Source organism: Anaerospora hongkongensis (assembly GCF_004339805.1).
GTDB lineage: Bacteria > Bacillota > Negativicutes > Sporomusales > DSM-15969 > Anaerospora > Anaerospora hongkongensis.
Map to the genome: position 1 here is coordinate 13,894 of NZ_SLUI01000011.1, position 13,151 is coordinate 27,044.

The 13,151-nt window shown below is 44.0% G+C and carries 12 protein-coding genes; 10 read left to right on the forward strand and 2 right to left on the reverse strand.

Annotated elements, in window-relative coordinates; translation table 11 throughout:
• Nucleotides 1–239: 239 nt before the first annotated feature.
• The 8 genes from EV210_RS15735 (at nt 240) to EV210_RS15765 (ending at nt 9,245) form a co-directional block, all read left to right on the forward strand.
• A complete protein-coding gene (locus EV210_RS15735) occupies nt 240–1,175 on the forward strand; it encodes an AEC family transporter (RefSeq protein WP_132082311.1) in 936 nt (311 codons plus the stop codon).
• A 292-nt stretch (nt 1,176–1,467) separates the two neighbouring features.
• On the forward strand, nt 1,468–3,399 hold the full coding sequence (locus tag EV210_RS15740; protein WP_132082312.1) for an aconitate hydratase: 1,932 nt from the start codon (nt 1,468–1,470) through the stop codon (nt 3,397–3,399).
• Between the two features lie 12 nt (nt 3,400–3,411).
• The gene (locus EV210_RS15745) at nt 3,412–4,566 is read left to right on the forward strand and encodes a 2-methylaconitate cis-trans isomerase PrpF family protein (protein WP_132082313.1); all 1,155 of its coding nucleotides are present in this window, start codon (nt 3,412–3,414) and stop codon (nt 4,564–4,566) included.
• Nucleotides 4,567–4,646: 80 nt separating this feature from the next.
• Nucleotides 4,647–6,086 carry a DASS family sodium-coupled anion symporter gene (locus EV210_RS15750; protein WP_132082314.1) on the forward strand — a complete coding sequence of 480 codons (1,440 nt, stop codon included), beginning with the start codon at nt 4,647–4,649 and terminating at the stop codon, nt 6,084–6,086.
• Between the two features lie 98 nt (nt 6,087–6,184).
• Nucleotides 6,185–7,048: a methyl-accepting chemotaxis protein gene (locus tag EV210_RS15755; protein ID WP_243650594.1), complete on the forward strand. Its 864-nt coding sequence runs from the start codon at nt 6,185–6,187 to the stop codon at nt 7,046–7,048.
• Nucleotides 7,049–7,405: 357 nt separating this feature from the next.
• The gene (locus EV210_RS22715; protein ID WP_165898931.1) at nt 7,406–7,579 is read left to right on the forward strand and encodes a hypothetical protein; all 174 of its coding nucleotides are present in this window, start codon (nt 7,406–7,408) and stop codon (nt 7,577–7,579) included.
• A 73-nt stretch (nt 7,580–7,652) separates the two neighbouring features.
• Nucleotides 7,653–7,937: a GNAT family N-acetyltransferase gene (locus EV210_RS15760; protein ID WP_132082316.1), complete on the forward strand. Its 285-nt coding sequence runs from the start codon at nt 7,653–7,655 to the stop codon at nt 7,935–7,937.
• 228 nt (nt 7,938–8,165) lie between these two features.
• Entirely contained in the window at nt 8,166–9,245 is a 1,080-nt protein-coding gene (locus tag EV210_RS15765; protein ID WP_132082317.1) for a M24 family metallopeptidase, read from the forward strand.
• Nucleotides 9,246–9,293: 48 nt separating this feature from the next.
• Here EV210_RS15765 and EV210_RS15770 read toward each other — a convergent pair whose 3' ends face one another.
• Nucleotides 9,294–10,730, reverse strand: a complete 1,437-nt coding sequence (locus EV210_RS15770; RefSeq protein ID WP_132082318.1) for an amino acid permease — start codon at nt 10,728–10,730, stop codon at nt 9,294–9,296.
• A gap of 228 nt (nt 10,731–10,958) precedes the next feature.
• On the opposite strand from EV210_RS15770, the gene EV210_RS15775 reads away from it, so the two are divergent.
• A complete protein-coding gene (locus tag EV210_RS15775; protein WP_207900745.1) occupies nt 10,959–11,510 on the forward strand; it encodes a flavin reductase family protein in 552 nt (183 codons plus the stop codon).
• An 83-nt stretch (nt 11,511–11,593) separates the two neighbouring features.
• On the opposite strand, the gene murI is transcribed toward EV210_RS15775, so the two are convergent.
• Nucleotides 11,594–12,367, reverse strand: a complete 774-nt coding sequence (gene murI, locus EV210_RS15780; protein ID WP_132082319.1) for a glutamate racemase — start codon at nt 12,365–12,367, stop codon at nt 11,594–11,596.
• A 377-nt stretch (nt 12,368–12,744) separates the two neighbouring features.
• On the opposite strand from murI, the gene EV210_RS15785 reads away from it, so the two are divergent.
• Nucleotides 12,745–13,056, forward strand: a complete 312-nt coding sequence (locus EV210_RS15785) for a hypothetical protein (protein ID WP_132082320.1) — start codon at nt 12,745–12,747, stop codon at nt 13,054–13,056.
• Nucleotides 13,057–13,151 lie beyond the last annotated feature (95 nt).

A 13,151-nucleotide genomic window follows, 5' to 3' on the forward strand; every position in this document is an offset into this window, starting at 1 on the left:
TGCCATGGTGCTGCCATGTTCGTTAAGTTAATAGATTTTTTGCAGCTTCTGGGATCCCTAAGGCACTGCAAAATACCTGCAACAAAGCCCAGCTGTAAATGAACAGCTGGGCTTTGTTGTATCAGATCGTTATTTTATATAATTTACTCCTATGCCAACAAGAACTTTTACCTATTATTTTTATAGGTTAGCTTTTGCTATAATGATACGCAAATAGAAAAGCAGCGGCGGTGGCATATATGGTTTTTTTGCATGCGGTCGAAGGGTTGTTGAGCATCATAATTATGGTTACTTTAGGGTATTGGCTGAATGTCAAAGGATGGTTTGAACTAGAACCCTCTAGATTAATTCCTAAGCTGGTTAATTATATAGCTTTACCGACCTATATGATTTGGAATCTATTAAGTACTTTTGATAAAGCGAATTTTATGCAGCTTATTTCCGGTATTATTGTTCCTATCATGGCGATGCTTACCAGTTTTGTGGTCAGTTATATATTATCGCATCTGTTGGACTTACCTGATGACAGAAAAGGCATTTTCCGCTCGGCATTTTTTTGTTCAAGTTCGGTATTTGTGGGCGTACCGGTCAATTTAGCACTATTCGGGGAAGAAAGCTTGCCCTATGTACTGGTTTATTTTCTTTCAAATGCCTTTCTCTTTTGGACCTTGGGCAACTATTCCATCAGTTTGTCAGGAAAAATGACACCGGCTAAATTAATAAGCATTCAAACCCTAAAACGAGTATGTTCGCCTCCGTTTATGGGTTTTGCTTTGGCAGTATTGTTTATTTTTTCCGAAATTCATCTGCCTGCGTTTATCATGAACACCTGCAAATACTTGGGGGCCATGACTACCCCCTTATCGATGCTTTTTATCGGGATGGCTATGTGCGGTGTGAATCTGAAAAAAACAAAAATAAGCAAGGATATTTTAGTATTATTGGCAGGCCGTTTTATTATCTCACCACTTGCGGTGCTGTTAGTGGCTGCTTTTATTCCCATTCCCGAATTAATGAAGAAAGTATTTGTGATTCAAGCAGCTTTGCCTGTTATGACGCATACTACGGTACTTGCCAAGGTGTATGAAGCCGATACGGAATACGCTGCAATCCTGGTAAGTATTACGACAATTTTTGCCGTGCTTGCTATTCCGGTTTACAAAGCAATTATATAAACGACAAATCATTACTAATGAGAATGGGGATAACACTGCCTTAAGCACAGAGCCCGGGGCGGTGTTCTAACCGTAGAAACAGGAAGCTTCCAAGCTTTGGAAGCTTCCTGTTTTATGCGTTGTATTAAGTATGAATCAGTACCTTATTACGGACATGAGAATAAGAGAATTTTATTGAGATTAATAAAAATTAAATATTTTATTTATTTTAAATATTATATTACACTGATTTCAGAATTTAAATAATTCTGAAATTAATCTCTAGGCTTTTCACCTGATAAGGGAGGATAAAATGGGAAAAAACTTGTTCGAGAAAATTATAAGTTCACATTTGGTAACAGGAACTCCTAAAGCAGGAAACGAGATCGGCATACGCATTGATCAGACACTTACGCAGGACGCACTGGGGACGATGGCTTACCTGCAGTTTGAAGCAATGGGGGTACCTGTAGTCAAAACCGAATCTGTATCCTATGTCGATCACAATACCTTACAAGACGGTTTTGAAAATGCGGATGATCACCGTTATTTGCAGACTGTAGCGGATAAGCATGGTATTAAGTATTCTAAGGCAGGCAATGGCATTTGCCATCAAGTGCATTTGGAACGGTTTGCCCGTCCAGGCCTTACCTTAATCGGCTCCGACAGCCATACCCCCACTTCCGGTGCGGTTGGTATGATTGCTATGGGAGTAGGCGGGATGGACGTAGCGGTGGCTATGGCCGGTGGCCCTTTTTACCTTACCTATCCTAAGGTAATTCGTGTAAATCTTACAGGTAGACTGCAGCCTTGGTGCTCGGCCAAAGATGTTATCCTGAAGATGCTTCAAATTCTGACGACAAAAGGCAACGTGGGTACCGTCATAGAATATGGTGGTCCGGGAGCGGCTGCCCTTACCGTGCCTGAGCGTTCTACTATAACAAATATGGGCGCAGAGCTCGGAGTTACCACTTCTTTGTTCCCCAGCGATGAAATGACAAAAGTCTTCTTCAAAGCCCAGGGCAGGGAAAAAGACTGGCAGCTCTTAGGCCCTGATGAAGATGCCGTATATGACAGGGTAATTGAAATTGATCTAAATTCATTGGTTCCCCATATCGCCTGTCCCCATTCGCCGGACAATGTGAAAACTGTTAACGAGGTAGCAGGCTTGAAGGTGGATCAGGTATTGGTCGGCAGCTGTACCAATTCCTCCTATCGGGACATTATGATGGTAGCTGACATGGTAAAAGGCAAAAAGGTACATTCTCATGTAAGCTTTGGCGTGGCACCCGGCAGTAAGCAGGTGCTGGCAATGATCGCTAAAAATGGCGCCTTGCACGAGCTAGTAGCTGCCGGTGCGCGTATTCTCGAAACAACTTGCGGTTTTTGTGTAGGCTGCGGGCAGGCACCACAAACAAAAGGTGTATCCTTACGTACCAATAACCGTAACTTTGAAGGCAGAAGCGGGACAAAAGACGGTCAGGTTTATCTGGTAAGTCCTGAAACCGCCGTAGCGGCTGCGCTAACCGGAGTAGTAACCGATCCCCGTGATTTGGGACTAACCTATCCGGACATAGTTTTGCCAGAGTTATATGAAATTGATGATACTCTCATTGTGGAACCTTCTAAGGATCAAGCGGTTGAAGTTTATCGCGGTCCTAATATCGGTGAACCTCCAAAAAATACGGCGATGCTGGAAAGCTTGAGTGCCAAGGTTGGTATCAAAGTTGGGGATAAAATCACTACCGATCATATTATGCCTGCCGGTCCGTTCTTAAAATACCGTTCCAATGTTCCTAAATATGCAGACTACGTGTTTTATCATATGAATCCCGAATTTGCCGCCAAATGCCAGGCAAACAGGGAGCAAGGTAAAGCCAGCGTCATTGTGGCAGGACTTAGTTATGGTCAAGGGTCTTCCCGTGAGCACGCGGCTTTGTGTCCGATGTATCTGGGAGTGCGGGTACTGCTGGCTAAGAGCGTGGAGCGCATTCACGGCGCCAATCTGGTGAACTTTGGCATTTTGCAGCTCACTTTTGAAGATGAGATGGATTATGACCGTATCGAAGACGGCGATGAACTGGCGATTGATCATGTGCATCAGGCTGTTGAGCAAGAGATTATCGTGGTCAAGAATGTTAGCAAAGGTTATGAATTTAAGACAAAATGCAGCTTGACACCACGTCAGAAGGAAATCGTGTTAAGCGGCGGCTTGCTAAATTATGTTGCCAAGAATACAAAGTAGGAGGAAGGCTAAGTGGGAGAGTATGTAAAAGTCCCGGCAGTCCTCATGCGGGGAGGCACCAGCAAAGGTGCCTACCTCATGATGAGCGATTTGCCGGAAGATCCCGTATTGCGGGATCAGGTGATTCTGAGTATCTATGGCAGTCCTGATGCAAGGCAGATTAGCGGTATAGGCGGAGCAGACCCGTTGACCAGCAAAGTAGCACTGATTGCTCCTTCAAGCCGGGAAGGGGTAGACGTTGATTATACGTTCGGGTATGTGGGCATTAAAGAGGCTGTGGTCGATTATGAAGGCAACTGCGGCAATATGTCTTCGGCGGTTGGCCCTTTTGCTATCGCCAAGGGGTTAGTACCGGCCGAGGAGCCTATCACACGGGTACGGATATATAACACCAACACCAGCAAAGTAATAGAGGCTTCAGTTCCGGTCAAGGATGGGGAAGTGATTAGTGAAGGGGATTATGCCATAGCCGGTGTACCGGGTACTGGTGCCAAGATATCTCTCAATTTTCTGAATTCAGCCGGATCTAAAACTGGTAAGCTGTTACCTACTGGCAATGTCGTTGACGAAATTACCTTGAACAGTGGTAAAAAGGTGAGGGTAAGTTTGGTCGACGCTGCTAACCCCGCGGTCTTTATCAAAGCAGAGGATATTGGCTTAACAGGAAAGGAGCTTCCTGTCGATACGGAAACAAATCCTGCTATCCTTGAGATAATGGAAGACATCCGGACAAGTGCAGCAGTCATGATGGGACTTGCCAAAAGTAAGGAAACAGCAAGCTCGGCAGTGCCGAAAGTAGCCTTCGTGGCCGCTCCGGCAGATTATCTTACTACGAATGGTGAAATGGTTAAGGCCCAGGAAACTGATTTATTGGCCAGAACCAAGGCGCTGGCGGTCATGCACAAAACCTATGCGGTTACCGGCGGGATCTGTCTGGCAACGGCAGCCTGCATTGAGGGTACGGTAGTTAATGAAGTAGTTAGCCCGCAGGCGAGAGAATCCGGGGAAATTCGTATCGGGCATCCCTCCGGCATATTAGAGGTATTCGTCAATTTAAAGAAACTTCTCAACGGCGAGTGGGATTTGCTGCAGGCCGGGGTTTGCCGGACAGCGAAGCCAATTATGGAAGGGTTGGTTTACGTACCCAGTAAATTGTTTAAAAAATAGTTGGTTGCAGATACTGATTTTAAAAGAACACTGGTTATCCTGAATGAATTGAATCTAAATAATTCAATTGGAGGAAGAAGATGAGTACAGTAACACCTATAAATGCGAATTCAGACTCTAAAGTAAAAATGATTAAAGGGCTTGTTTGTTTATTGATACCTTGTCTTGTTTTGTTGTGTCCTGTCCCTAGTGGTTTGAATCCGTTAGCCTGGAAGATACTCGCAGTTTATTTGGGAGCCGTGTTTGGTATTATTCTAAGACCAGTACCGGAAGCCGTTGTATTGATTACAGCCATGGGAGCCGTATCGGTATTTTTCGGTCAAACAAAAATTGCTTTGGAAGCTTTTGGAGAGACTACACCGTGGCTGGTACTGACTGCTTTTATTATCGGACAATGCTTTGTAGAAACAGGGCTGGGAAGCCGTATCGCTTATTTTTTGATTGACAAGCTGGGCCATTCTACGCTGCGGCTAGGTTATATTTCTACGGTAACCGACCTAATTTTGTCGCCTGCAATTCCCTCGAATACCGCGAGAACAGGCGGCTTGGTATTTCCGATTTTTCAAAGCCTGTCGGTTACGTTAGGTTCGAAGCCGGAGCAAAACCCGCGCGGGATTGGTGCGTTCCTGATGACTCTTATGTATCAGAACAGCTTAATAACCGGGACGATGTTTATTACTGCCGGCGCAATTATGCCCATGATGATTAAGCTGACAAATGACATTATGCATGCGGATATATCCTGGATGGGCTGGGCAACTGCCATGATAGTTCCTGGCGGACTATGCTTACTGATCGTACCGTATATGGTGTATCGCTTATATCCGCCTGACATTAAGCATGTAGATAATAAAAAGATTGCCAAAGAAGGCTACGAAAAAATTGGACCTATGAGTCGACGTGAAAAGATTTTGGCAGTCTTGTTTGTCATGGCTATTATCGGCTGGGCAACAGGCTCTATAACTAAAATTGACTCGACGGCAGTTGCGCTTGGGCTACTTGCTATGTGCATACTGACAGGAGTTATTTCCTGGAACAAAGTGCTAGAATGCAAACCGGCGTGGAGTACTTTTGTTTGGTACGCAGGCATTATTTCTTTGGCAAATGGGTTAAATAAAACGAAGTTTTTTGTGTGGCTTGGCAAAGTGTTTGAACAAAATCTAAACTTTACAGGCTTAGATCCCATCCTTGTACTTGCAGCACTCGTTATTATTACTGTTCTTCCGCGCTACTTGTTTGCTTCAACCATTGCGTTTGTGGTTACTTTTATTCCGGTAATCTTCGTCCTGGGCGCAGCCGCTAAGCTTCCGGCCATCCCTCTATTGCTGCTGTGTGCTGCTTCGGCACAGATTGCCAGCTTAATGACGCATTACGGCAATGCCGTCGGCACTGTTCTGTATGGTGCCGGTTATGTACCACAGGGAACCTGGTGGAAAATAGGCCATATTGTGACATTAGTAGGTTTGACGATTTATTTTGTGGTTGGTCTTACCTGGTGGAAAGTATTAGGGCTTTGGTAATAGTTTAACCTAGTAATAGCAGGCCTGACGGTAATAGCCGGTAGGCCTGCTATATTTGCCTAAACCGATGTATAACAGCAAGGAAGGGATAAGAATTGATGCATTACTCGGGCGAAGAACTGCTGGATATGTTTACCATATTAGCTCCGTATATACCTTTGGCAATTACGGACGATGTGGGAATTGCGGTAATTAAAAATGGCATATATACCGTACACATTCCCAATAAAACGCTAAAATCACATGCTCAGGCCGCTAAACTCACAAAAAAGCCGGGAGAGCTTGTCCAAGGTCAGGCAAGCCTGGAATGTTTAACAACCGGCAGACGGGTTGCCAAAATTGTAAGTGCTGAAAAATCTCCCTATGGTGTGCCGTATGTAGCCTGCGCACTTCCGATTAAGGATGGCGATAAAGTTGTCGGATGTATAACCACGACTAAGACGGTGGATACGCAGCAAAAAATTAAGGCAATCTCAAATGATTTGGCGGCATCTTCGGAAGAAATGTCAGCAGAAATGGAAGGACTAAATAGCGGTGTCAGTTCCGTAGTGGGCAACAGTAGAGAGTTGGTGGCCATAAATCTCGAGCTGGAGGAGTCAATCCAGCAAAGCAATCAGATTGTATTGTTTATCAAAAACATTGTAATTCAGACAAATTTATTAGGGCTGAATGCAGCTATTGAAGCGGCACGTGCAGGACAGAATGGTGCCGGTTTTTCTGTCGTGGCCCAGGAGATAAGGAAATTAGCCTTGACAAGTTCCGATTCGGTAAAAACCATTGCAGCTTCCTTAAATCAAATGCAGCAGGTAGTACAAAGGCAAAAAGGGAAAACGGAAGAAATAAATGATTTCATTGCCGTACAGGCAAAGGCAGTGCAAGCAATGACTGACGCGAGCCAGAGTCTGGCAACGATGGCGACCGAGCTTTCCTTTATTGCCGACAAGATGTTTGAAGACGAATAAAAGACATTCCAGTAAAAATCAAGCTTTTAGCGACAAGCTGGTAATAAAGGTTCTACGGTAAGTAGACGCAGTGCAGCGTTTGCAGTTACGTCTACTTAGTTTGTTTTTATGGAAGGTTCCATTCAGCTGCTTCTGCAGATTCGCCAGTATAGAGTTAACCGGATACAATTCTGTTGACATGCTTGCGCTGGGTAGCAAACTGCAGTCGGCTTGTCCCGTGCGCATTTCTCGGGGTTATGCTATTAATGTAAAAGCAGGAGACACGCGCTGATGATCGAAATAAAAAGTGAGACTAAGTAAAGATTACCAGCAATCACGTCTATGTGATACGTATTATAAAGCCTAAGGAGCGATAAAATGGCAGTTGTAAAATGTACAAAGTGTGGAAAAGTGTTTAATACAGAAGGCGCAATACTGAAGCCGATTGGTGATGGCGGATACCTGGAATGTTGCCCCAAATGCGGGAGTACAAGTGTATATGGTGTGAGTGATTTTCACAATGATGAGGATCGATTATGGGAAGGATATTAGGCAAGCGGGAAGTCTGGTCATAACGAAAAGATGTTATTAAACACAAGGAATTTTAAGCAGAGAGGTGTACATTTTGTTAACTGTTAAAAAAGGAAGCAAGAGTTTCTATGTGGGGGATTCGGAATCAGCCCCGTTGGCCGAAATGATATTTTCGGCAGACAAGGATGTCATTACGATTGAGCATACTTTTGTATCTGATGAGCTCAGAGGCCAAGGTGCTGGCCGGCAGCTGCTGCAAAAGCTTGCCGCCTGGGTAAGGGAAGACAATAAAAAAATCATTGCTGTCTGTCCGTTTGCCAAGAAGGAACTAACAAAAAGCCAGGAATATGATGATGTATTATACCAGCTTCCCCGTTAGCCAGGTCAGAGGAGCCCCTTTTACTGTCTTTCCTCTAACGTGGACAAGTGGGGACGGTCCTTTTTTGTCACAAAGTTGATAAAAAAGGACCGTCCCCACTGTCACTCAGGCTGGTGAGATTGTTTTGATACTCTGGCATGCCAATTATAAGGATAAAAAGGAAACCAAAAAGGAAACTGTAGCTTAAGCCAGAAGATAGTTAGGAAATACTCGCTAAGGGAGATTAGTATGAATTTACAAAGAATGAAACAGGCAGTAAAGCGAATGGCAGATGCCGGTATTCCCCAGATGCTGGTTTGTGACCCGGCATCCATCTTCTATTTGACAGGTGAATGGTTCAGCCCGGGCGAACGGCTGCTGGTGTTACTGTTAAGCTGTGAGCAGGGGCCGCAGCTGTTTATTAATACGTTATTCCCGGTGCGTGATGATCTGGGTGTTGAGGTAATCCGGTATGCTGATACGGATGATCCTGTGCGGCTGATAGCAGAAAGACTGAATCCGGATAAAGCAACAGGCATTGATAAAAAGTGGCCTTCGCGCTTCTTACTCCGTTTGATGGAAGTAATGGGCGGGGCGGGGCGTTACAGCAATAGTTCCTTTATTCTTGATTCTATGAGGATGGTTAAGGATGAGCAGGAAATTACTCTTATGCGGGAAGCTGCGGTTAGTAATGATCAGGCAATGGCAGCGCTTGTTAAGCTGTTGCCGGCAATGCATACAGAAAAGCAGCTGGGGCAGCTGCTGCTTAGTATCTATGAAGAACTAGGCACGTCGGGTTTTTCGTTTGCGCCTAATATTTCTTACGGAGCGAATGGTGCCAACCCTCATCACAAGATTGATAACAGCCAGGTAAAAAGCGGGGACAGCATCGTGATTGACATCGGCTGCCGCAAACGCGACTATTGCTCCGATATGACACGGACCTTTTTCTTTCGATCCGTTACGCCTAGGGCAAAAATGGTCTACGAGACAGTTTTAAGTGCCAATCAGCGGGCAATCAGCATGGTAAGGCCCAATGTCCGCTTCTCAGACATTGATGCCGCTGCTCGGGACTATATTACAGGTAAGGGCTTTGGCGCATACTTTACGCATCGTACCGGGCATTGTATTGGCCTGGATGTGCATGACTGGGGTGATGTTTCGGCTGCCAATTCCGAATATGTAAGGCCGGGTATGATCTTCTCAATCGAACCAGGTATTTATTTGCCGGGAGAGTTAGGCGTACGCATTGAAGACTTGGTACTGGTTACCGAAGATGGCTGTGAGTTATTAACGCATTATAAAAAAGAACTGACAATTATTGAATAAAAAAAGCTGACAGGCTCGTAGCGAGCCTGTCAGCTTTTTTAAACGATGCTATCCTGAAATCTTTTTATTAACCGTTTTGGCAATACTGGGCAGAAGTAACCCTAAGCCCAGCAGGATGAATGGTGTCAACAAATTCAGTGAAATTTGGAAATACCATTGAGAGGTATACGCGGCTATGCCCTTCGGGAACATGCCCATAATGCAGGCAAAGGCAGTAAAGATAAAACACCATAGCCCAAAGCCGAAGGCAAGCTTGGAATTCCGTATGAAGTGGTATTCTGAGGTAAAGCGACCGGCGATGCGGCGCAGCGCCATATAGGCGACAAATACCCAAAGATAACGCATTGGCATAACAATGGAGTTGAGATCGAGCAGCCAATTATACAGGTCGTTCATATTGCCGATACCTAGAGCCGGTATGATAATCAAAATACCAACTAAGATGGCAGTTAGTTTGTAGCCGTTGATGGGAGCACCAAACTCATTGGTTTTTGTAAGGACCTGCGGGATGTATTTAGATTCGGTTTCAGCCAGCATGACTTTAAGCGGTGCATCAATTGAGAAGACTAGAGCTGAAGCCTGGCCGAAAAACTGGGCGAAAGCATACAGAATGAGGAAGAAGTTACCTACACCATAATACTGGCCAAGCATTTGGAAAGCGTAGTATTGACCGTTCATTTTCAGATCTTTGGGAATGTTGTTAGAATCGAACATCATTCCCATGGCCAGTGATCCAAGCAGTGCGGATAAAGCAACAAGAACAGCCAGGATAATCATACCACGAGGAAATTCTTTGCTGGCATTTACGGTGTTATTCACATAGGGCGATATTTTTTCTGCACCGCCGACGGCAAATACAAGCATAGAAATTGTAGTGAAATAGGTGAAATCAAAATTTGGAATGAAGGTTTCCCAACCCCAATTGGTAGTTGCAACAGATACGCCGCGAATTGCTGGTGCGGCTAACATTAAGATGACGTAAAGGAAAGACATAACCAACATCGAGGTTCCTGCAATCATGCCAATCCGTTTCAGCGATGTTATTCCGCGGGATGCAAACCAAAGAAAGAAGAAAAATAATGCCAATGTACATAACTGTAATACCATTGGTGAGAACATTTTGGTGAAGGTACCATTTTGCAGTACACCCCAGCCAAAGGCGACTAAAATCATCTGCGGCTTCTGGGCCAGATAAGGAATGTGAACTACCCAGTAAGTCCAGCCGGCGAAGTAAGCAAACCGGGGTGAGGTGGTAAGCCGGATCCAGGTGCTTACGCCCGCCTTTCCATCTTTGAAGGTTGAGCCAAGCTCGCCTACCATTAAGGCATAGGGGATAAAGTACAAAGCGTTAATCAGTATCCAAGAGACAATGACTTTTAAGCCTTGGTTAGCAAAGTTGTTAACAACATTGCCGAATCCCCATACCATAATGAAGGCCATGATGGCTAGGTTATACCATCGAAGATTTCTTTGACTTTGTTCCAAAGTAAAACCTCCTTTTTATATGTATACATCAACAGTGAGTATCCACTATGAGTGTACATTATCAGTATAAGTTGAAAAAGAGTAGAGCACAACTGAAATACAAAAAATTACAGTTGCTAAAATTTAAATTTATGCTTCAATTGCGCTGCAGTATGTTACAGCATAAATCGGTAATCGTATAAAATCATTGCTGTGGCAAAAGCTAGCATCGAAAGGAGCGTGCCGATAATGAAAAAGAAAATAGCCAATATCCCCTTTGGACCGTATATTACGGTATTAGCAGGAGCGACTGTTAGCGGAAAACCGAACTATGCAACGCTTGGAGCCTATGGCGTTGTGAGTCAAAAGCCAGTACTGTACATATCATTAAAAAATTCTCATTATACTACAGCCGGTGTGCGGGAGACTGGTTACTTTAGTGTTAATATTCCATCTGCAGATTTGATAGAAAAGACCGATTACTGCGGAACTGTTTCCGGCCATAAGGTAGACAAGTCTCAAATTTTCGAATCCTTTTATGATGAAGCGGGTAACGCACCCTTAATAAAAGAATGTCCTGTCAATTATTTGTGCAAAGTCATACAAACGATTCCCATCTTTGATTTTACAATGTTTCTGGGTGAGATTGTTGCTGCCTACGGTGATGAGAATTGTCTGGATAACGGAACGCCGGACGCCTTAAAAGTAAAGCCTACGGTTATGATGGCCGCCGGGTATTTTGGATTGCATGATAGAGTAGGCTCGGTATTCAAAGCTTGCAGCGGCAGCAAGCAAAGTTGAATTTAATTTGCACCTGCAGCCGCAAAATAACAGACTCCTATTAAACCCGAGCGGTTGATAGGAGTCTGTTGTTGCAAATAGCGTTATATGGTGTGTAAATAGGTTTGCAGAATTTTTTTGTAATCAACATCATTTGGCGGAAGCTTGCCGTCAGTAATGACAAATTTGATTTTATCATCAATACTGGGAGCGATTCCCCGTTGCTTTAATATATCTGCCAGGTGATTTATCGTTCCGGCGCTTCCGTCGAAAAACTGGGTGTCCGGAGCAAACCATTCTTGCAAAACCTTTTTAAAGAGGGGGAAGTGTGTGCATCCAAGCACGACCGCACCGTAATCGGCAAGTGATAATGACGCAAACTGCTGTTGCAAATAGTGGTGGACATTAGGAGTATCAAACTCAAATTGTTCGGCGAATTTAACCAGACCGCCTAAGGCCATTGTATCAACGGTTTCATCAGCATCAAGCCGCTGAACAAGCTGATAAAATTTCTCCTCCCGCAGTGTTAAACTGGTTGCCAATACCAGGACCTTCTTGCCTTTTTCCTTACAATACGCAGCAGCCGGTTTTACGGCAGGTTCCATTCCAACAATTGGAAAGCTGTATCGCTTTCGTAATTTCCCGACAGCGGCGCTGGTTGCCGTATTACAGGCAACAACAACGGCATCTACTTTGATCTCGGCCAAATAGTCCAGCGCATTCTGGACGTACTGTTTTACTTCGTTTTTCGTCTTTTCGCCATATGGTAAATGTTCGATATCGGCATAATAAACATATTCTGCAAAGGGAAGTATGTTTAAAGCGTGACCAAGAACAGTTAAGCCGCCAATGCCAGAATCAAAAAAGCCAATTTTCATTGTAATCCCTTCTTAGTTTCAATTATAGTATTCCTAATAGCATGAGCCAATCCATCGAAATAGTGCATTCTGTTTGATAAGAAAGTGATGCTTCTACCATCATATCACAAACTGTTCGCCGGAGGAACTTGTATAGGCAGTTTGCGTATGTATTTCTGTAAAATTAATTCTTCCATTTTAGCTGTCCTTCCTTTACAGTTTTACAGTGATATATATAATTTAAGATGGTAATAGTAAACAATTGATTGTGCAATGCCGACAGCGTATGCTTGCCTTTATATTTGTTGAAAATCATTCTCGGTAATGTTACAATAGTTATGGCGAAAACGTTGAGTGCGAACTGTGTTTTCAGCAATTGAGATGAGGAAGTGGTAGCTATGTGTATGTCGTGCGATGAAACGTCCCGGATTTTTTCTGTGGAAATCGTAACGGAAGAACCGGTCAGCACTAATATGGATTTGTATAAAGAAATTGCCCAACGACTGTTTGAAAAAAAGGTGATTTCGCTGATTAACGTCGGCAACAACCGCGCATTTGTGGCAGATAACAAACAAATCTTTGGGTTTGATCTACACTTAACGAACCGTCATAATCCGGCAGATGTAAATCTGAAAAATGTTGAAAAGGCGCTGGATGGGCTTTTAGCACAGTTTACAGGTTATTCCGAGCTGCAGATAAAACCTAACTAATGCGGAAAAAGTCTCAATCGCAGTGAATGTGGATTGAGTCTTCTTTTTTGTCCAACGTTCTACAGGAGCATGGCGAACCAGTGGTCAAATAGACT

What these genes read in the sequence shown, in the direction of transcription:
- EV210_RS15735 (WP_132082311.1), top strand. Translation starts at nt 240, where the DNA reads ATGGTTTTTTTGCATGCGGTCGAAGGGTTGTTGAGCATCATAATTATG.
- EV210_RS15740 (WP_132082312.1), top strand. Translation starts at nt 1,468, where the DNA reads ATGGGAAAAAACTTGTTCGAGAAAATTATAAGTTCACATTTGGTAACA.
- EV210_RS15750 (WP_132082314.1), top strand. Translation starts at nt 4,647, where the DNA reads ATGAGTACAGTAACACCTATAAATGCGAATTCAGACTCTAAAGTAAAA.
- EV210_RS15755 (WP_243650594.1), top strand. Translation starts at nt 6,185, where the DNA reads ATGCATTACTCGGGCGAAGAACTGCTGGATATGTTTACCATATTAGCT.
- EV210_RS22715 (WP_165898931.1), top strand. Translation starts at nt 7,406, where the DNA reads ATGGCAGTTGTAAAATGTACAAAGTGTGGAAAAGTGTTTAATACAGAA.
- EV210_RS15765 (WP_132082317.1), top strand. Translation starts at nt 8,166, where the DNA reads ATGAATTTACAAAGAATGAAACAGGCAGTAAAGCGAATGGCAGATGCC.
- EV210_RS15775 (WP_207900745.1), top strand. Translation starts at nt 10,959, where the DNA reads ATGAAAAAGAAAATAGCCAATATCCCCTTTGGACCGTATATTACGGTA.
- murI (WP_132082319.1), bottom strand. Translation starts at nt 12,367, where the DNA reads ATGAAAATTGGCTTTTTTGATTCTGGCATTGGCGGCTTAACTGTTCTT.
- EV210_RS15785 (WP_132082320.1), top strand. Translation starts at nt 12,745, where the DNA reads ATGTGTATGTCGTGCGATGAAACGTCCCGGATTTTTTCTGTGGAAATC.